Here is a 20304-nt window from a genome sequence, read left to right on the forward strand (position 1 = left end):
GCAAAGGCCTGCCCCGGCGAAGAACACGCCAAAAGAATAAATATGGCAATTAATACAAATACATTTTGTTTTTAAATTATTAACTTAAATCAAGACATCATTCCCAATGAATAGATATACCTCCCCTCCTTCTGCTTGCCACAGCCATTCGCTCAATAACAATGAAAAATCTCAAGTTTCCAAGCAAATTCCTGCTCGTCTTTTTGTTGGTCGCACTCGGCCTGGGCTGCCTGGGAGGCCTGTACCTGCAAGTCCGCAGCCAGGAAATCTCGGCCCTGCAACGCGAAGGACTCGGCCTCACCCCCTGGCGGTCGGCCATCAACGCCATTCGGCTGATGCAACAATCGCGCGGATTGTCGAATAAATGGTTGAGCGGCGACAGCGAAGGCGCCCCCAAGGTCCGCGCCAAAATGGCCGAGGTCGATGCCGTGCTGCCGCTGCTCACCCCGGCGCTCGCCGCCTTGCCGGAACTGACCACCGACTACGAAGCCTTCCGCAAGGCCTGGGAGGAAAGCAAACAGCTGGCCGCAGTCGCCCAACCGGAGCCCCGGCTGTTCGCCCAACATACCCGCGCCATCGAGCAGATGCAGCTGGTGCTTGAGCACACTGCCCTCTACAGCGGCCTGCAGCAGGATGCGGCTGCCGACATCTTTCAGCTGCAAGCCCTGCTCTACGGCGACATTCCCGCCACTATCGAGTATTACGGGCAGTTCCGCGCCCTCGGCACGGGGATTCTGCAGCGCGCCGAAATCACCCCGGACCAGATCGTCGATACACGCATCCTGCTCGGCCAGATCGACCGGGCGCTGGTCCGTATCCAGCGCAAGCTAGCCTTGCTCGCAGCCAGCAACGGCGAACTGCGCGAACTGGCCGACGATTACCGGACGCGGATTGGCCAGCGGCGCACGTTGATCCACGAACTGGGCCATCAGGAACTGCTGTCTGGCCGCTTCACGCGTCCGGCCCAGGCCTTCTTCGACGACATGACCCGCGCCATCGACGGGGCCTATGAATTCAATGAAAAGCAATTGTTCCCGCACCTCGAACAACGCCTGCAGGCGCGCCAGCAAGCCGCCGAACACGCCCGCCTGCTGGCCATCCTGCTGGTGGCCGGCGTTCTCGCCGCCAGCGCGGCGATTTTCTGGCGCATCACCCGGGACATCCTGCAACAGTTGAGCCGCTTGACTTCGGCAGCCAGTGCGCTAGCCAACGGCGACCTGACCCAGGCCACGGCCTGCGACGGCAGCGATGAACTGGCGCTCGCCTTAAATGACTTCGACCGGGGCCGCCGCCAGCTGGCCGGGCTGCTCGGCGAATTCGGCCGCCAAATCGACGGCCTCGACGGCCAGACCCAGTTACTGGTCTCGGCAAGCGCTCAGGTGGCCGCAGCCGCCGCGCATCAAGCCGACAACGTCGCCCATCTGGCCAGCACGGTCGAGCAAATCAGCACCAGCGTCCAGCACGTCGCCGACTCAGCCGGCTGCGCCCGGAGCCACGGCGAAGACTCGGAGCGCCTGGCCGAACACGGCAAGGGGATCGTCGCCGGGACAGTCGAGGAAATGAGCGAAATTGCCCGCCGGGTCGACGCCTCGGCCGGGATCATCCAGCACCTGGGCGGCGAATCGGAAAAGGTCTCGACCATCGTCGGCACCATCCGCGAAATTGCCGAGCAGACTAATCTGCTTGCGCTCAATGCGGCGATCGAGGCGGCGCGTGCCGGCGAAACCGGCCGCGGTTTCGCGGTCGTCGCCGACGAGGTGCGCAAGTTGGCCGAACGTACCTCGGTTGCCACCCAGGAAATCGGCACCACCATCACCCGCATCCAGAGCGACATCACCAACGCGGTCACCGCGATGAGCCACAGCGTCGGCCAGGTCAACAGCGGGATGAACACAGCCCGCGACTCGGGCCAGTCGATTGAGCAGATTCACCTGCGCATCCGCGACATGCAAGCGATGGTCGGCGAGGTTTCCAACGCGCTCAGCGAACAAAGCACCGCGACCCATTCGATTGCCCGGGATATCGAGGCGCTGGCGCAAAGCGCGGAAGAAAATCACGCGGCAGCCGACTCCTCGCGCCAGGCAACGGAAGCGATGCAGCAAGGCATGACCCAGTTGCGCCAGGCGATCACTGCCTTCCGCTTTTAAGCCGCCGGCACGGGCTACTGGCCCGTGCCGGTCATCGCCAGATCAAGCGCCGCGGACCAGCCGCTCGGCAACCCGGCGCCCGAGCGCTGCAGCAGTTTTCAGGTCGCTCTCGCGCATCGCCTCGGCCCCTTGGTCGGCATTGGCCTGCGCCATCGCGCCGGCAAAGCTGCCCAGCCGGTTGAGATCGTCGAGCGAGCCCTTGCTGCTGTTATTACCCGGCAACAAGCCCAAGCCCAACCACAGCATCCCGTGCTGCTGGGCAAAAAGGAACATTTCAACCAGGGTATTCAGCTTGTCGCCGTTCTGGCTGGCCGAACAAGTGAAGCCGGCCGCCAGTTTGTCCTGCCAGGCCCGCTGATACCAGCGGCCGGAACTCGCCTCCATGAAGGTCTTGAACTTGGCGGAAGCGCTGCCCATGTAAGTGGGCGCACCGAAAATCAGTGAATCGGCAGCATCCAGCTGCGCCCATTCGCTCTCGCCCAAGGCATCGACCGGGTACAGGCGAACCTCGACCCCGGCCACTTCCGCCACACCGGCAGCAACGGCCTCGGCCTGACGCTGGGTATGGCCATAGCCGCTATGAAAAACAATGGCAACTTGCTTGCTCATGAAAAACTCCTCAAGGTTGGGGTAAAGAAACGACGCGGCGCCGGATCAGGCCGGCGGCAGGTCGAAAAACAGGAATTCGGCGGCCTCGGTGGCACGAATCCGGAACGCGGATTCGTCAGCGATCTTCAGCCCGTCACCAGCGTGCAGGATGATTTCCGGCGTGATCTGCAGTTGACCGTGAATCACCTGCAGATAGCCCAAACGCTCCCGGGTTAAAGGCGCAGTCAGGGTCTCACCCGCCGCCAGGCGAGCAGCATAGACACGGGCATCCTGCTGAATCCGTGCGCTGCCGGCCTCGGCATCCGGCGAGGCGAGCAGGCACCAGCCTGCATCAAAGGCCGTAGACGGCAGCACCCGCTGCTCGTAACTTGCCGGCAAGCCACGCTGCGCCGGCTCGATCCAGATTTGCAGCAAATGGGTTTCAGCGACCGACGACGGGTTGAACTCGCTGTGCAGGATGCCGCGCCCGGCGCTCATTCGCTGGTATTCGCCGGGGCGGATCACGCCGCCATGCCCCAGACTGTCGCGATGCTGCAATTCGCCGGCGATGATCCAGGTCAGGATCTCCATATCGCGATGCCCATGCATGCCAAAACCCTGCCCCGGAGCAATCCGGTCCTCGTTGATCACGCGCAGGGCGCCCCAGCCCATTTCCTCCGGGTCGTGGTAGTCGGCGAAGGAAAAGCTGTGCCGGGCCTGCAGCCAGCCGTGATCGGCAAAGCCGCGCGCGGCAGCGGGACGAAGTTGCCACATGTCAATCTCCTGGTGAATCGTTCCGAAGTTTCCAGATCAATCATAAACATCGACAAATCAAGAAAAAAGCGAATAATTCAGGGATCGACATTCAAAAAAATTCACCAATGAAAATCAGCCTTGATCTGCTCCAGATCCTCGATGCGATCGATCGCCACGGCAGCTTCAGCGCCGCCGCCAACGCCCTGCATCGCGTGCCCTCGGCGATTTCGCACGCCATCGGCAAGCTGGAAGACGAACTCGGCTTTCCGCTCTTCGAACGGGAAGGACGCAAGGCAATTCTCAACGCCGCCGGCCAGACCCTGCTCGATGACGGCCGCCACCTGTTGCACGCGGCAGCCGAACTGGAGCGCCGGGTACAGCGCGTTGCCACCGGCTGGGAGGCCGAATTGCGCATCGCCGTCGACATGCTGATCCCGGCCGAGCGCCTCTACCCAATGGTCAATGCCTTTTTTGCCGCCGGTCATGCCACCCAGATCCGGATTGCCTACGAGGTTCTGGGCGGCACCTGGGATGCACTGACCACTGGCCGCGCCGACCTCGCCATCGGCGCCCCCGGCGACCTGCCACCGCGTGGCGGCATTGCCACCCGAGCGCTGACCTTCACCCGATTACTCCCTCTGGCGGCCCCCAACCATCCGCTGGCCGCCTGGACCACGCCGATTCCCACCGAGGAGTTGCGCCGCCATCGGGCGATTGCGATTGCCGACACCTCGCAGGAATTGCGCGCCCGCACCACCTGGCTGCACGAAGGCCAGCCGGTGCTGCGCGTTCCCGACATGCGCGCCAAGGCTGCGGCCCAGATCGCCGGCCTGGGAATCGGCCATCTGCCACGCTGGCTGGCCGAAGGAGACATCGCCGCCGGCCGCCTGGTCGAATTACAACTGGCCGAGCCGCGCCCGCCCACGCCTTGCCACATCGCCTGGCGAAGCCGGCAACCGGGTCAGGCGCTCACCTGGTTTCTGGAGGCGCTGAACGACCCGAAAAACGTCGCCCAACTGACACAGGGGCTCTAAAAAAGCTTACAAAAAATCAAAAAAACGAAAGAAAAGTGTAATACTTCGGGCGATAAAAAACCTACAAAACCAAAAAACAAAACAGGCAACACCGGGGGATGGTCGACCACACCCTGCCCCACCCAGGGTTGCCCCCGGAGATCGCATGTTCAACCGTTTCCGCCAGCTGCCGCTGGCCACCTACCTGGCCTTGCTCGCCGCGAGCATCGTCCTCATCGTCACCATCACCCTCGCTTTCGTGGTTAACCGCCAGGTAACGCAATTTGCCCTCAAGGGCGCCAGCGAGGAAATCACCCGCCAGATCGGCTCGGTCCGCGCGCTGCTCGACCTGGCCTACGACAACGAGCAGGCCCGCGCCGAGCGGGCGATGCGGCAACTGCTGCGCATCTATGGCGGCCGCCTGGAACTGCGCGAAGACCTCCACACGCTGGGCGACAACCAGTTGCCGCAGTTGCGACACAACGGCCATCTGCTCAACGGCAACCATGATCTGGCAGCGGAGTTCTACGCCCAGAGCGAAACCGACAATGCGCTCCTGGTTCGCAAAGGGGACGATTTCTTCTACATCGCCGGCGTTCTTGGCGGCAAGCAGGCCACCGCCCTGATGGGCAAGCCGCTGATGCCCTCGACCCGGGTCAATCTCAAGGAAAAGCTGCTGGCCGGCGAAACGGTCATCGATCTGGCGCTGCGTGACGGCAAATACGCAATGGTCGGCTACAGCCCGCTGCGCGACAGCGAGGGCCGGGTCATTGCCGCCTTTGCCGTGCGCATGGACCTGGAAAAGGCCGGCTTGCGCGCCCTGCGCGAACAGATGCGACGGATCAAGCTGGCCAAGACCGGTTATCTGTTCGCCGTTGCCCAGGAACCGAAATCGGATGCCGTGCGCTTCACGCTGCACCCCAAGCTGGAAGGCAAGCTCGACACCGAACTGCCGGAGTACGTCAAAAGCGTCAGCCGCCCGCTGATTCGCGACAAGGAAGGGACGCTGACCTATGACTGGCCGGCGGGTGAAAATCGCAGCGAACAAAAGCTGATGATCTTCATCCACTCGGCCAAATGGGACTGGGTAATCGGCGCCACCGGCCCGGTGGACGAATTCGTCGAGGAATCGCTGCGCCTGCGCAACCTGCTGATGACCGCCTCAGCCGCCTCCGGCCTGTTGATCATTGCCATCCTCTTCTTTGCGATCAATCGCGGCCTCGCCCCGCTGGCTGGTGTCGTCAATGGCCTGCGCGAACTTGAGCGCGGCAATATCGCAGTCCGCTTTGCCGAGGGAGCAGATGGCAGTCGCAACGAAGTCGATGTCCTGGCCCGCGAACTCAATGCCACCTTGCAAACCCTGGGCAGCCTGATCGGCAACATTGCCAGCGCCACCCGGCAGATCGACGGCACGGCACGCGAACAGGAGCAGTCCTCCGACCGGGTCGCCCATGCCTCGACCCAGCAAAGCCATGCCGCTTCGGCAATGGCTGCTGCCGTCGAAGAGTTGTCGGTCAGCATCGGGCAGGTCGCCGACCATGCCCGCGAAGCCGCCCGCCTGGCCGAACAGGCCCGCCATTCGTCCAGCGATGGACGGCAGGTGGTGAATGCTGCGATGACCGACCTCAATGCCCTGGCTCAGGAACTCAACAGCAGCGCCGAACGGGTAGTTGCACTGGGCACCAAATCGCAGGAAATCTCCAGTATCGTCGGCACCATCCGCGAAATCGCCGACCAGACCAACCTGCTCGCGCTCAACGCGGCCATCGAAGCCGCCCGCGCCGGCGAACAAGGACGCGGCTTTGCCGTGGTCGCCGACGAGGTGCGCAAACTGGCCGAACGGACTGGCCATTCGACGCAGGAAATCGCCGCGATGATCACTGCCATCAGCGACGAGACCCGTCGTGCCGCCGAGCAAATGCAGGACGTGCGCAGCCGCATGGATGCGGGGATGGCACGGATCAACGGGATCGGCTCGGTACTGGCGACCATTGACGAAAACAACGGCCAGACCGAAGTCGTCGTCCGCGACATCGCCAGCGCCACCCAGGAGCAGTCTGCAGCCAGCGGCGACATTTCACGCCAGGTTGAACACATCTCGCAAATGGCGGGCGAAAACGCCGGCACCTCCGACAGCAATCGGGAACAGGCCGGGGCGATGTTGCAACTCGCCGGCGACCTGCGCGACGCAGTCGCCCGCTTCCGCACCTGAACCAAGCAGCAACGGCAAAAAGGCGGAGCCCGCGAGGGCCACCGCCTTTTTTACTGATTTTCACGGTCGACCGTGAAAACGGTGCTTTTTCCCGTCAGCTGGCTTCGGCCCAGTCGATGATCGGCTGCCACTGCTCCAGATCGCGCGCCGTCCGGCTGGGCGGCAGGTCGAACAGGGTCATCCCGGCCGCTGCAGTCTGGACATAGAGTTGGGTATCACGCAGGTAGGTCAGCACCGGCAATTCGAAACCGGCGAGAAAGCGCTCCAGTTCTCCGGCCGCCCGCGTCCGCGCATCGACCCGCATGCCGATCACCGCGACATCGGCGCGCCCCTTGCGGACCGCCTTTTCGTCGAGTAAAGCTTCGAGGAAGGCGCGCGTCGCGCGCATGTCGAAGATCGACGGCTGGACCGGAACGATCACCCGCGTCGACAGCTTGAGCACTTTTTCCAGCGCCTTGCCGTGCAGCCCCGCCGGGGTATCGAGGACGACATGTGAGGTACCTTTCGGCGGTCGCGCAATATGATCGGGGCCGATCTCCCAGGTGTCGATGGTCGGCAGTTCGAACGGCCGCGTCTGCAGCCATTCGCGCGCCGATTGCTGGCGGTCGATATCGCCAAGCATCACTTCCTGCCGTTGGCTGGCGAAATAGCCGGCGAGATTGGTCGCCAGCGTGCTTTTGCCGGAACCCCCCTTGGGATTAGCAACCAGAAAGGCTTTCATGCCTGCGCCTCCCGTTTGAGCAGCATGCCGCGCACCAGATTGACGTGCTCGCGCAGGGTATAGACCAGATCGGTGAAACCGAGCGGCACGCGCAGGCTGCTCGCCTCCTCGTCAAGCGCGTCCAGCCGCTGGCGGTACTCGCCGAGCCGCGTCGGGTCAAAATGCTGACGCAGATCCTCTTCGAGAAAACGCAACTCGCCGTAGCAGCGGAACACCTTGGAGCGAATCCGCCAAGTGTAGATCGCCGGCGCAACCTTCAACAGCGGGATCAGCAAGGCGATCAGCGGCAGCAGCATGACCATCAGCCGGTCGATCAGCACTGCCAGCCAGAACGGCAGGTAACGCTGCAGGAAGGGCGGACCGGATTTGAAGAAGTGCGCGGCTTCGGCCGACAGCGGCAGCCCTTGATCCTTGTAGGCGGGAAACTCGCCATGCCGATTGAAGAAGCCGCTCTTGCCATGCACTTCCGCTGCGGCCTGCAGCAGCAGCGACTGCAGCGCCGGGTGCAGGTCGTCGCGGACCACTAGGTTGGCGGTCGCCGCGAGCAGGGTCACGTCCTGCGCCGGCAGGTCACGCACCAAGTCAACCACGCCTTGCGGCAAGGTCAGCTTGCTGAGAAAGGGAAAACGCCGCAAATAGGCATCGGCCTGGGCAAAGCCCATTGCCCTGATTCCTTCGCTGCGCAACAGGGTCTGCACCACCGGCGCCTTTTCGGCAGCGATCACGAAAACGGCATCGAGCCGGCCGGCAACCAACTCATCGGCGGCTTTCTGTCCGGTCAGCGGCACCAGCAATTCCCCCTGGGGGATTTCGCTAGCGGCCAGCAACTGGGTCGCCAACTGGCGAACGCCGGAGCCCTCGGGACCGATTGCTACCCGCTTGCCGCGCAACTCGGCCAGCCGCGACAAGGGTCGAGCAAAGCGTTCGCCACGATAAAAGACCCAGACTGGCTCGTAAAACAGGCTACCCAGCGACAGCAGACCGCTCTCCTCGACTGCATCGGGATCGCTCGGCACGCTCATCACCCCGCCCTGGACAAACGCTACTTGGGCCTCGTCGTTTTTCAATCGCTCCAGATTCTCCAGCGAACCGGCCGAAGTACGTACTTCCAGCGTGATTCCGTTCTTTTCCAGCAGCGCGGCGTAACGGTTGGCAAACTGATAGTAGGCGCCGCTGCTGCCGCCGGTGCTGATCACGATCCGCGTCGGTGGCGCCGGCTCGACAAACTGGTAGGCAACGGCAAAGCCGATGCCGGCGATCAGAAAAATCCACCAGGCGGTGGCGAACAAGTCCCGCAAGGAGAGCAGGCTGGCTTTCAGTTTGGCCATCATGAGCGGCTAGGATTCAGGAAAAAGTGGGCGGCACAAAAATCACGGCAGGAAGATGGTTGAACCGGTGGTTCGCCGTGCCTCCAGATCACGGTGCGCGTGCGCCGCATCAGCCAGCGCATAGCGCTGATGCACCTCGATCCGCACCCGCCCGTCGGCCACCACCGCAAATAGCTCGTCACCGAGCGCCAGCAAGTCCTCGCGGCGAGCGGTGTAGCTCATCAGCGTCGGCCGGGTGATGAACAGCGAGCCCTTCTGCGACAACTGGATCAGGTCCACCGGCGGCACCGGCCCCGAGGCGTTGCCGTAAGAAACCATCATCCCCAGCGGCCGCAGGCTGTCGAGCGAGCCGGCGAAAGTATCCTTGCCGACACCGTCATAGACCACCGCCACCCCCTCACCACCGGTGATTTCGCGGACGCGGGCAGCGAAATCTTCGCGGCTGTAGTCGATCACGTGCTGACAACCGTGCGCCCGTGCCAGTTCGGCCTTGGCTGGCGAGCCGACGGTGCCGATCACCGTCGCCCCGAGCGCGCGTGCCCACTGGCAGGCAATCAGGCCGACCCCGCCGGCCGCAGCGTGGATCAGCACCGCGTCGCCAGGCTGCACACGGTAGGTCCGGCGCAGCAGGTAGGCGGCAGTCAGGCCTTGCAGCATCATCGCTGCCGCCGTATCGAAGAATATCTCGTCGGGCAGCCGCAACAGCCGGTGCGCCGGCAGGTTGCGCGCTTCGGCGTAGGCCCCGACCGGACCGCCGGCATAGGCGACGCGATCGCCGACGGCAACCTCGGTCACGCCTTCGCCGACCGCCTCGACCACGCCGGCAGCCTCGAGACCGATCCCGGACGGCAAAGGCAGAGGATAAAGCCCGGTGCGATGGTAAACGTCGATGAAATTGAGCCCGATCGCCGCGTGCCGAATCGTCGCTTCGCCGGCTGCCGGCGGCGGTAGCTCGACGGTTTGCAATTGCAACACTTCGGGGCCGCCCACCCGCTCGAAACGAATCGCTCTGGTCATGGTCATCTCCTCCTGCTTTTTATCGGTCGCCGGCAACCGTGCTTATGCCGAATGCTGGAGAGTATCACCGCCGTCGCTGCCCTTCCACCGTGCCCCACAAGCGAAAACGGCGATTTTTACGGTCGACCGTACAAATCGCCACTTTTCCGCTGCTGCGACGGCAAGCCTCAGATCGGCGTCAGCTTGGCGTACTCCAGTGCCAGCCATTTCATCCCGGTGGCACCGCCAAAATTGACCTGCACCCGGGCATCGGCGCCGCGCCCCTCGCTGGCAACGATGACCCCGGCGCCAAACTTGGCGTGCTCGACGCTTTGGCCAATGCGCAGGCCGTTGGGCAGGGCATTTTCGGTCGATCCGGCCGTGCTCCGGGCACTGCTTCCGGCGCTCCAGCCGCCCCCCGGCACGGCACGACCAGTCGGGCGCTGACCGAGGTGACGCAGCAGCTCCTGCGGGATTTCCTCAAGGAAGGACGACACCGTGCAATAGCGCGTCTGTCCGTGCAGCATCCGGCTCTGCGCATGACAAAGGTATAGCCGCTTGCGGGCGCGGGTCACTGCCACGTACATCAAGCGTCGCTCTTCCTGCAGCCCTGCCTCGCCCTCGCTGACTGCGTTTTCGTGCGGAAACAATCCCTGCTCCAGACCGGTGATGAAGACAGCATCGAACTCCAGCCCCTTGGCCGCATGCACGGTCATCAACTGTACCGCTTCCTGACCTTCGCCGGCCTGGTGTTCTCCGGCTTCGAGCGAGGCATGGGCGAGGAAGGAGGCCAAAGCCCCGCCCTCGCCTTCGACGCTCATCACCACGCCGTCGTCATCAATAAAGGTGGCGGCGGCGTTGATCAGTTCATCCAGGTTCTCCAGCCGCTCCTGGCCATCCTTCTCGCTCTGGTAATGCTGCTTGAGACCGGAACGGTCCAACACATGCTCGATGATCTCGGGCAGCGGCAGTTTTTCACACTCCTGGCGCAGACCTTCGATCAGCCGGATGAAGGCACCGACTGCCTGCCCGGCCTTGCCCGAGAGCGAAGCCGCCGCGTTGTAGAGGCTGGAATTGAACTGGTGGGCCAGCCCTTGCAGGCTTTCCAGCGAACGGGCGCCGATGCCACGGGTCGGAAAATTGACCACGCGCAGGAAGGCGGTATCGTCATCGGGGTTGCCGAGCAGGCGCAAATAGGCCAGCGCATGCTTGATTTCCTGACGCTCGAAAAAGCGCAAGCCGCCATAGACCTTGTACGGCACGGCGCGGGTGAACAATTCGTGTTCGAGTACCCGCGACTGGGCATTCGAGCGATACAGAAGCGCAATCTGCAGCGGGCTAACCCCGTCGCGGATCAACTCGCGCACCTCGTCGACCACAAAGCGGGCTTCATCGAGATCGGAATAGCCGTCATAGACGCGGATCGGCTCGCCGTCGCCGGCATCGGTCCACAGGTTCTTGCCCAGGCGGTCGCTGTTGTTCTTGATCAGCGCATTGGCCGCTGCCAGGATGTTGCCGTGCGAACGGTAATTCTGTTCCAGGCGGATCACATTCGCGCCAGCGTAGTTGCGTTCAAATTCGCGCATGTTACCGACCTCGGCACCCCGGAAGCGGTAAATCGACTGATCATCGTCGCCGACCGCGAAAATACTGGCGCCGCCACCGGCCAGCAGTTGCAGCCAGGCATATTGCAGGCGGTTGGTATCCTGGAACTCATCGACCAGAATGGTGCGGAAGCGCGCCTGATAGTGCTGGCGCAGCGGCTCGTTGCGCGACAGCAGTTCGTAACAGCGCAGCAGCAATTCGGCGAAATCGCACACGCCTTCGCGGTTGCACTGGGCCTCGTACTCGGCATACAGCTCGACGCGCTTTTGCGTATAGCTGTCGTACGCCTCAGCCTGGGCTGCACGGACCCCTTGCTCCTTGTGGGCATTGAAGAAGTGACACAACTCGCGCGGCGGGTATTTTTCGTCGTCGACATTCAGGTTCTTCAGCAAGCGCTTGACCATGGCCAATTGATCGCCGCTATCGAGAATCTGGAAGGTTTGCGGCAGGCCGGCCTCGCGGAAATGCGCACGCAGCATCCGGTTGCACAGGCCATGGAAGGTGCCGATCCACATGCTGCGGATGTTGAACGGCACGGTCGCCGCCAGACGGGCACTCATTTCCTTGGCCGCCTTGTTGGTAAAGGTCACCGCCAGCACCGCATGCGGACTCATCTGATTGGTCGACAAAAGCCAGGCGATCCGCGTCGTCAGCACCCGGGTTTTGCCGCTACCGGCACCGGCAAGAATCAGGGCGTGTACCGGCGGCAGGGTGACCGCCTGCAATTGCGGCGGATTCAAGTGGGCAAGAAGGTCTGACATAAATCAATCCAAACTATTACTAAAGGCGTAGAATATCCGGTCAACCCAGAGGGGAAGCCGCCCGCCACAGTTGTTGTTATTGTGCAACGCAACAATACGTTCCGTCACAAACTGCAACAGGAAAAAAGCGAGCAGCCAGTATACTGGCGACAAACATAGTGCACTGCACAAAAAAATGGCCCACAAGGCTGATCCCGCAAAGTGGCTACCGCCACGGATGCTGAACCACAACTGGAGAATCCCACCATGAACGCCCCGAAAATGCTTCCCTGGATTGCCCGAAAGGCCGGCATCAGCGACGAACTGGCACTGAAACTGTGGCGCCGCGCCGCCTCTGAGGCCGAGTACCTGACCGGCAAGAGCAAAGGCTCCGAATACTGCGGCCTGGCCGTCGAGCGCCTGCTCGCGCTGGTCGAAGACGAAATCGGCGAGCGCCCGGCCTACCAGCTGGTTTCCGCCCCGCAATTGACCTGGGTCTGGCGCCATCAGACGCGGATGTCGCTGTTGTCGCTGATGGCCGCACAGAACACCTATCGCTACTGGCAAAACGCCTGGGAAAGCCTGTATCCGCAAGCCCACGCAGCCTGAGCCCGAGTCCGGCGACGCCGGATAACCCATTGAGCAGAGCGGAAACTGTTTGGCCGTTTCCGCTCTGTGCGTTTACCGACGCCGCACGTCGGCAGCCGGCAAGTCCCGATCAACGTTGGCCAAACGAATTTCCAGGGCTGCCGCGTCCTCTTCTGAACGCAGCTGCTCGAATTTCAAACGATAGGCGTAGCCCCCCTCGGCCGCCGCACGCGGCTCGATCCGCGCCGCATAGCCGGCGGCACGCAGGCGGTCGTAATGCGCCAGCACCGCATCTTTGGTAAACGGGCCATAGCGCAACTGCCAGCGCCCGCCCGCCTGCTGCACCCCACGATCCGGCTGCAATTCGGTTTCTCCGGCCCACTGCGCGACTTGCTCGGAACTGGCCTGCTGCACCGGCCCCGGTGCCTGGCCGCGCTCGGCGCCATAAAAGGCCAGCGGCGTATCCAGGCTGACCGGCTCGGCCTGCGGATGGGTAGCGACGACTTTTCCTTCAAGCAGACAGACAAAATCTCGATCAGCCGCAGCCCGCCCCCAGACGTCAGTGCCACGCACGCCGATGGTCACGGTACCGGAGCGAACATTGATCGTCCGGTCGCTGCGATATTTATGGAAGATTTCAGTCGTCAGGCGAAACGCTCCCTTGGCGACATCGATGGCGGCAGCAAAATGTGGCCGTCCGCGCTGTGTCTGCTGCTGCATCGCATTGAAGGCATAACTGCCGTCCTCGCCGACCTTGACCGCGCTGCCATCGGCCAGCCGCACCAGCACCCTGCCGCCGCTACCGGTGACCACCCGGTCGCGGTTCTGCAATTCCATCCCGGCCAGCACCGGCTGCCGTTCGCCATGGCGCTCCAGCCAGACCGGCCCCTGCGCGGCGTCAATCCGCGCCGAGGCAGCCGCTTCCACGGTCGACACGCCCCCCAGGGCAAAAATCACTGCTGCCAGCACAGCCATCCGCTGCATCGAATTCTCCCGCGAATTGAAAAGGTATAATGGCCGGTCTTGCCTTGTCGCATCGTCCAACCGAACCGCTTACCACCGACTGAATTCAAGCCCATGTCCATGCAGGAAAAATACACCCCGGCCGAGATCGAACGCGCCGCCCAGGCTCACTGGGATCTGACCGCCGCTGCCCGTGCCGTCGAAGACGCGAGCCGCCCCAAATATTACTGCCTGTCGATGTTCCCTTACCCGTCGGGCAAACTGCACATGGGCCACGTGCGGAACTATACCATCGGCGACGTGCTCTCCCGCTTCCACAAGATGCAGGGCTATAACGTGCTGCAGCCGATGGGCTGGGACGCCTTCGGCATGCCGGCCGAAAACGCCGCACTGGCCAACAACGTCGCGCCGGCCGGGTGGACCTACTCCAACATCGAGTACATGAAGCAACAGCTCAAGTCGCTCGGCTTCGCCATCGACTGGCAGCGAGAACTGGCGACCTGCACCCCCGAGTACTACCGCTGGGAACAGTGGCTGTTCACCCGCCTCTATGAAAAGGGCCTGGTGTACAAGAAGCTCGGCACCGTGAACTGGGACCCGGTCGACCACACCGTGCTCGCCAACGAGCAGGTGATCGACGGCCGCGGCTGGCGCTCCGGCGCCCTGGTCGAAAAGCGCGAGATCCCCATGTATTACATGAAGATCACTGCTTACGCCGAAGAACTGCTGGCTGAACTGGACAATCTGCCCGGCTGGCCGGAACAGGTCCGCCTGATGCAGAAGAACTGGATCGGCAAGAGCACCGGCGTGCGCTTCGCCTTCCCGCTGGCTGACAATGCCGACGAAAAGCTGTGGGTATTCACCACCCGCGCCGACACCATCATGGGCGTCACCTTCGTTGCCGTCGCCGCCGAGCATCCGCTGGCCACCCGCGCCGCCGCGAACAATCCGGAACTCGCCGCCTTCATCGAAGAATGCAAGAAGGGCGGCGTCGCCGAGGCCGACCTCGCCACGATGGAAAAGAAAGGGCTGCCGACCGGCATTTTCGTCACGCATCCGCTGACCGGCGAACAGGTCGAAGTCTGGGTCGGCAACTACGTGCTGATGAGCTACGGCGATGGTGCGGTGATGGCCGTACCGGCGCATGACGAGCGCGATTTCGCCTTTGCCAAAAAGTACGATCTGCCGATCAAGCAGGTCATCGCCGCCGACGGCGAAAGCTTCAGCCTCGACGGCTGGCAGGAGTGGTACGGTGACAAGCAGAAGGGCACCTGCGTCAATTCCGGCAAGTACGACGGCCTCGCTTATGAAGCCGCAGTCGATGCCGTGGCTACCGATCTGGCCGCCAAGGGCCTCGGCGAGAAGAAAGTGCAGTTCCGCCTGCGCGACTGGGGGATTTCCCGCCAGCGTTACTGGGGCTGCCCGATCCCGATCATCCACTGCCCGACTTGCGGTGACGTGCCGGTGCCGGACGAGCAACTGCCCGTCGTGCTGCCGGAAGATGTCGAGATCACCGGCGCCGGCTCACCGCTGGCGCGTATGCCCGAGTTCTACGAGTGCAAGTGCCCGAAGTGCGGTGGCGACGCCAAGCGCGAAACCGACACCATGGACACCTTCTTCGAGTCGTCCTGGTACTTCCTGCGCTACGCCTGCCCGGACAACGCCACGGCCATGGTCGATGAGCGCGTGCAGTACTGGTGCAAGGGCGGTATCGACCAGTACATCGGCGGCATCGAACACGCCATCCTCCACCTCCTGTACTCGCGCTTCTTCACCAAGCTGATGCGCGATGTCGGCCTGTTTGGCGAGTTGCAACTCAACGAGCCCTTCGCCAACCTGCTGACCCAGGGCATGGTCGTCGCTCCGACCTTCTACCGCGAAGGTGAAAACGGCAAGAAGCTGTGGCTCAACCCGGCCGATGTGGATGTCGTCACCGACGAACGCGGCCGCCCGACCGGCGCCACGCTCAAGGCCGACGGCCAGCCGGTGATCATCGGCGGCACCGAGAAGATGTCAAAGTCGAAGAACAACGGCGTCGACCCACAATCGCTGATCGAGCAGTACGGTGCCGACACCGCGCGTCTGTTCATGATGTTCGCGGCGCCGCCCGACCAGTCGCTGGAATGGTCCGACGCTGGCGTCGAAGGTGCCTTCCGCTTCCTGCGCCGCTTGTGGAAGCTGGTGCATGACCACGTGCAGGCTGGCACGGTCAACGCAGAAATCGAGGCAAAAACGCTGTCGACCGTGCAAACCGATCTGCGCCGCAAGCTGCACCAGACGATGCAGAAGGTCGCCGACGATTACGGCCGCCGCAAGCAGTTCAACACCGCCATCGCTGCGGTGATGGAACTGCTCAACGCCTACGACAAAACCGACTTGAGCGATGCCGCCGGCCGTGCGCTGGCGCAAGAACTGCTCGAAGCCGTGACCCTGCTGCTGTTCCCGATCGTGCCGCACATCGGCCAGGCGCTCTACGGCGAACTCAAACCGGGCGCCGATGCCGGCCTCGCCGCCTTCCCCAAGGCCGACCCGGCTGCGCTCAAGCAGGACGAGATCGAGCTGATGGTGCAGGTTAACGGCAAGCTGCGCGGGTCCATCCGTGTCGCCGCCGAAGCCGACAAGGCGAGCATCGAAGCCGCTGCGCTGGCCTCGGAAGGCGCCGTCAAGTTCATGGAAGGCAAGCCGGCGAAGAAGGTCGTCGTCGTTCCCGGCCGCCTGGTCAATATCGTGGTGTAAGTGCCACCTTGCCTGGTGAGCGGCCGGTCATCCGCCGCCCATCAGGCAGTGCCAAGTGCCAATCACCCGCAATCACCCCGCGAAAACACATGCTTACTCGCCGCCGTCTGCTCACCCTGCTTCCTGCCGCCGGTCTGCTGCTGACGGCGGGCTGCGGTTTTCGCCTGCGCGGCGCGCAAAGCGCCAAGCTGCCGTATCAATCGCTGCACATCGCGCTGCCGGAAACTGCCGATGTCCGCATCTGGCTGGAACGCTACATCAACGCCACCGGCAACACCGAATTGACCGACAACCCGCTGGAGGCTGAGGCCATTTTCCAGCAGGTGGCCGATCAGCGCAGCAAGACCATCCTCAGCGTCAATGCCCAGGGCCGCGTGCGCGAATATCGCCTGCAACTGATTTACAGCTTCCGGGTGATTACACCGGAAGGCAAGGTGCTGGTGGCGCCGAACGAGGTCAACCTGACCCGCGACATCGCTTTCGACGATTCCAACGTGCTTGCCAAGGATCTTGAAGAAAGCCTGCTCTGGCGCGACATGACCAGCGACCTGGTCAATCAGGTGATGCGCCGGCTGGCCATCATCAAACCCAAGGTCACCAAGGAAGAAGACGAGGACTGATGCAACTCAAGGGCGACCAGCTCGGCGCGCACCTCGAACGCGAGTTGCGTCCCCTCTACGTACTCTACGGCGACGAGCCGCTCCTGGTGCTCGAAGCCGCCGATGCCATTCGCCAGAAATCGCGCCAGCAGGGCTATGGCGAACGCGAGGTGCTGACCGTGCTGCCCGGCTTCGACTGGAACCAGTTGCTGGCCGCCGGCGGCAACCTGTCATTGTTTGGCGACCGCAAGCTGATCGACCTGCGGATTCCCAACGGCAAGCCGGGCAAGGACGGCAGCAGCGCCTTGCAGGCCTGGTGCCAGAACCTGTCAGCCGACAACCTGCTGTTGATCACCCTCCCCGAGCTCGACTGGAAGGAAGAAAAAGCGGCCTGGTTCGTCGCTCTGGCTACGGCCGGTGTTGCGGTCAAGCTCAACGCACCGCCGCTGGCTGAACTACCGGGCTGGATTGCTGGCCGACTGCGCCGCCAGCAGCAAAGCGCCGCCCCGGAAAGCCTGACCTTTATCGCCGAACGCGTCGAAGGCAATCTGCTGGCCGCCCACCAGGAAATCCAGAAACTGGCCCTGCTCTACCCAAGCGGCAAACTGAGTCCGGAACAAGTCCGCGAAGCAGTGCTCAACGTTGCCCGCTACGATCTCGACGGCCTGCGCGAAGCCCTGCTGCAGGGTGATCTGGGACGCTTCAAACGGACTCTGGACGGCCTGATGCACGAAGGAGAAGCTCCGCCGCTGGTGCTCTGGGCGATGACCGAGGAGATTCGCGCCCTGGCCACGATCCGTGCCGGACTCGACCGCAATTTGCCGCACGATGCACTGCTGCGTGATGCCAAGGTCTGGGGGCCGCGTCAAATACTATTCAAGAAGGCCTTGCAGCGCCTCCACACACAAGGCCTAATGCAAGCGTTAGCGCATGCCGCTACAATCGACAAAATTATCAAGGGCATCGGTCGCGGTAACCTCTGGGAGGAGTTGCTGCGCTTGGGACTAATGCTCTGCGAGTCGCGACCAAAGCAAAAATCCAGTTGATGTCCCTGCCACGGTCGACGCGAAAAAAAGGGAAAAACCATGCATACGCTTCGCACCGGACAGCTTGCTGCCTTGTTGGCCCTGCTCAGCCTGCCCGCCTGGTCGGCAGGCAACCCAGGCCTCAACGAACTACTACCGCTGACGCTTGACGAACTGATGGCGACCCCGGTGGTGACCGCATCGCGGAAGCAGGAGTCACGTCAGCAAACCCCGGCGCACATCATGGTCTACACCCGCGAGCAGATTCGTGAGCGCCGCTACAAAAACCTGGCCGACCTGCTCGAGGACCTGCCCGGCGTGGACTTCCAGCGCGGCACCCGCTCGGCGCAGTACAACCACTTTGCTTTCCAGGGGCACCTGTCGAACAACAAGCTGCTGATCCTGCTCGACGGCGTTCGCATCGACCATCCCGCCGGCGGCAAGATTCCGGTTGCGGAAAATTTTTCGCTGCATTTCGCCAAGCAGGTTGAAGTCCTCTACGGCCCGGCCGCCGCCCTTTACGGCGCCGACGCTTTCGCCGGCGTGATCAACATCATCACCGACAAAGCAGCGGAAGCACTGCATGGCCGCGCCAGCGTCGGTTTTGGCAGCTTCGGCACCCGCGAAGACAGCTTCCTGGTCGGCGGCTCGCCACTCCCCGGCTTTACCTTGACCGCAAGCGCCCACCAGCAATCGAGCGACCGCGCACCGCTCGACAAGTATTACCCCGACAGCTATCCCAAGCTAACCGCCGGAGGTGTGCCGGCGGCCCAGCGCGAGCACTACGTGGGCGACATTTCCAGTCAGAGCCAGTACGCACGCCTGGATTACGAAGACCGGGTAACGCTGGGCTTCTATCGCAACCGCTTTCGCAACCTGAGCAGTAATGGCGATGCACCGGCCGCCACCTTCTACCTCTCGAATGTGTTTTTCGATACCACCATCGAGACCTGGTACGGCAAATATCGCACGGAGCTGGCACCGGGCCTCAAGGCCGAAACCGTGATCGACCACTCGACTTACGAAATCGACCCGCGCACCCGCTACATCAATCGCACCACCAATTTCCAGAACAATGGCTACGACTACTCCTACGCCCGCCGCCGGGGCATCGAACAAAACCTGAACTGGCAACTGAACAGCCAGCATGACCTGCAGGCCGGCTTCGGGTACAAGGATTATTACGCCATTGAAACGCCGGATCTTCCCGGCCCCTACAATACTTCGACCGGCCCGTCCAATCAGGGCTATGTTTACTCCAACACCAACCTGCGGTTGCAAAATCCTCAAGCCCGCTACAGCAGCTGGTCCGCTTATCTGCAATGGCAAGCACGCTGGAGCGAGCACTTTTCCACCATGCTCGGCACCCGGCGCGACCTCTACTCGACCTACGGTGGCACCCTGAATCCACGCATCGGAGCCGTCTGGCGGCCAGCTCCCGGCAATTACCTGAAACTCCTCTACGGCGAGGCCTTCCGGGCACCAGCGCCGGAAGACGTCTACAGCGCCTTCGGCAGTTTCCCGGCCCAAGCCGGCAGTCCCTACCGGGGTACCGGCTTCCGTGCCCCCAATACTGCGCTGCAGCCAGAAAAATCGAAAAACCTGTCGCTCACCTGGGACTGGCGCCCACGCAGCGACTTCAACCTGATTGCCAACGCTTACAGCGCCCGGGTCGAACAGGTGATCACCACACAAAGCGGCGACTCCACCACCCCTTGCCCCTTCGATGCCAACCGCTTCCTTGGCGCCAACCAGTACATCCCCGGAGCAATCCTGTGCAGCAGCACCACCAAAGCCAACTCCGGCAACGACCGCTACTGGGGCATTGACCTGATCCCTCAGTGGAAGACCTCGCTCGGCCACGGCTGGAGCGCCGACCTCTGGGGTAGCTACAGCTACGTCCGCGGCTATACCCGAGAGCGCACCGGCAGCATTGAGCGCGAACAGATCAATATCGCCCAGCACAAAGTCAAGCTGGGGGTAACCTTCCGCTATCAGGACTGGCTGACCATTACCCCCCGCCTGCAATGGATTGGCGAAACCAATACCGGCAAGGAGTTGAGCGCTACCTCGCAGGAACGGATCAAAACCGATGCTTACCGCAGCTTGAGCCTGCATCTCGCGATGCACAAGCTGGGCAGCGATAATCTGTCGTTTTACCTTGATTTCTACAATCTCACTGACGAGCGTTACTACGCCGCCCATACCTCGGCCTCAAGCTCGGTCCTGTTGCAGGTTCCACAGCAACCTCGTACCGCCGTCGGCAGCATCGAGTACCGGTTCTGAC

At 62.7% G+C, this 20304-nt stretch carries 15 protein-coding genes; 8 read left to right on the forward strand and 7 right to left on the reverse strand.

Annotation, left to right across the window (positions count from 1 at the left end):
- Window positions 1–161 precede the first annotated feature (161 nt).
- Complete coding sequence (locus tag VX159_RS13475; RefSeq protein ID WP_371323400.1) at window positions 162–2147, forward strand: methyl-accepting chemotaxis protein; 1986 nt, start codon at window positions 162–164, stop codon at window positions 2145–2147.
- Window positions 2148–2189: 42 nt separating this feature from the next.
- Here the strand turns inward: VX159_RS13475 and VX159_RS13480 are convergent, their stop codons facing one another.
- Together VX159_RS13480 and VX159_RS13485 are read right to left on the reverse strand one after the other, a co-directional pair.
- Window positions 2190–2756 (reverse strand): flavodoxin family protein, encoded by a 567-nt coding sequence (locus VX159_RS13480; RefSeq protein WP_371323401.1) that lies wholly within the window; start codon window positions 2754–2756, stop codon window positions 2190–2192.
- Window positions 2757–2801: 45 nt separating this feature from the next.
- On the reverse strand, window positions 2802–3509 hold the full coding sequence (locus tag VX159_RS13485; RefSeq protein WP_371323402.1) for a pirin family protein: 708 nt from the start codon (window positions 3507–3509) through the stop codon (window positions 2802–2804).
- Window positions 3510–3616: 107 nt separating this feature from the next.
- Here VX159_RS13485 and VX159_RS13490 point away from each other — a divergent pair, with 107 nt between their 5' ends.
- Both VX159_RS13490 and VX159_RS13495 read left to right on the forward strand, forming a co-directional pair.
- Entirely contained in the window at window positions 3617–4525 is a 909-nt protein-coding gene (locus tag VX159_RS13490; RefSeq protein WP_371323403.1) for a LysR family transcriptional regulator, read from the forward strand.
- A 145-nt stretch (window positions 4526–4670) separates the two neighbouring features.
- Entirely contained in the window at window positions 4671–6716 is a 2046-nt protein-coding gene (locus VX159_RS13495) for a methyl-accepting chemotaxis protein (RefSeq protein ID WP_371323404.1), read from the forward strand.
- A gap of 94 nt (window positions 6717–6810) precedes the next feature.
- Here VX159_RS13495 and VX159_RS13500 read toward each other — a convergent pair whose 3' ends face one another.
- The 4 genes from VX159_RS13500 to VX159_RS13515 all read right to left on the reverse strand — a co-directional run bounded on the left by VX159_RS13500 (window position 6811) and on the right by VX159_RS13515 (window position 12127).
- The gene (locus VX159_RS13500; RefSeq protein ID WP_371323405.1) at window positions 6811–7437 is read right to left on the reverse strand and encodes an AAA family ATPase; all 627 of its coding nucleotides are present in this window, start codon (window positions 7435–7437) and stop codon (window positions 6811–6813) included.
- Window positions 7434–8768 (reverse strand): TAXI family TRAP transporter solute-binding subunit, encoded by a 1335-nt coding sequence (locus VX159_RS13505; RefSeq protein ID WP_371323406.1) that lies wholly within the window; start codon window positions 8766–8768, stop codon window positions 7434–7436. Before VX159_RS13505 ends, VX159_RS13500 begins: the two co-directional genes overlap by 4 nt.
- 39 nt (window positions 8769–8807) lie before the next feature.
- A complete protein-coding gene (locus VX159_RS13510) occupies window positions 8808–9782 on the reverse strand; it encodes a quinone oxidoreductase (protein WP_371323407.1) in 975 nt (324 codons plus the stop codon).
- A gap of 167 nt (window positions 9783–9949) precedes the next feature.
- Window positions 9950–12127 (reverse strand): UvrD-helicase domain-containing protein, encoded by a 2178-nt coding sequence (locus VX159_RS13515; RefSeq protein WP_371323408.1) that lies wholly within the window; start codon window positions 12125–12127, stop codon window positions 9950–9952.
- 246 nt (window positions 12128–12373) lie between these two features.
- On the opposite strand from VX159_RS13515, the gene VX159_RS13520 reads away from it, so the two are divergent.
- Complete coding sequence (locus VX159_RS13520) at window positions 12374–12715, forward strand: hypothetical protein (RefSeq protein ID WP_371323409.1); 342 nt, start codon at window positions 12374–12376, stop codon at window positions 12713–12715.
- Between the two features lie 72 nt (window positions 12716–12787).
- Here the strand turns inward: VX159_RS13520 and VX159_RS13525 are convergent, their stop codons facing one another.
- The gene (locus VX159_RS13525; protein ID WP_371323410.1) at window positions 12788–13678 is read right to left on the reverse strand and encodes a FecR domain-containing protein; all 891 of its coding nucleotides are present in this window, start codon (window positions 13676–13678) and stop codon (window positions 12788–12790) included.
- Window positions 13679–13777: 99 nt separating this feature from the next.
- On the opposite strand from VX159_RS13525, the gene leuS reads away from it, so the two are divergent.
- The 4 genes from leuS to VX159_RS13545 all read left to right on the forward strand — a co-directional run bounded on the left by leuS (window position 13778) and on the right by VX159_RS13545 (window position 20303).
- Window positions 13778–16393: a leucine--tRNA ligase gene (gene leuS / locus VX159_RS13530; protein WP_371325529.1), complete on the forward strand. Its 2616-nt coding sequence runs from the start codon at window positions 13778–13780 to the stop codon at window positions 16391–16393.
- An 89-nt stretch (window positions 16394–16482) separates the two neighbouring features.
- The gene (lptE, locus tag VX159_RS13535; RefSeq protein WP_371323411.1) at window positions 16483–17013 is read left to right on the forward strand and encodes an LPS assembly lipoprotein LptE; all 531 of its coding nucleotides are present in this window, start codon (window positions 16483–16485) and stop codon (window positions 17011–17013) included.
- A complete protein-coding gene (gene holA, locus VX159_RS13540; protein WP_371323412.1) occupies window positions 17013–18038 on the forward strand; it encodes a DNA polymerase III subunit delta in 1026 nt (341 codons plus the stop codon). The genes lptE and holA overlap by 1 nt, the downstream gene beginning before the upstream one ends.
- 39 nt (window positions 18039–18077) lie before the next feature.
- Window positions 18078–20303: a TonB-dependent receptor plug domain-containing protein gene (locus tag VX159_RS13545; RefSeq protein WP_371323413.1), complete on the forward strand. Its 2226-nt coding sequence runs from the start codon at window positions 18078–18080 to the stop codon at window positions 20301–20303.
- The last annotated feature ends 1 nt before the right edge of the window (window position 20304 follow it).

Origin of the sequence: Dechloromonas sp. ZY10, assembly GCF_041378895.1 — a bacterium.
Taxonomy (GTDB): Bacteria; Pseudomonadota; Gammaproteobacteria; order Burkholderiales; family Rhodocyclaceae; genus Azonexus; species Azonexus aquae.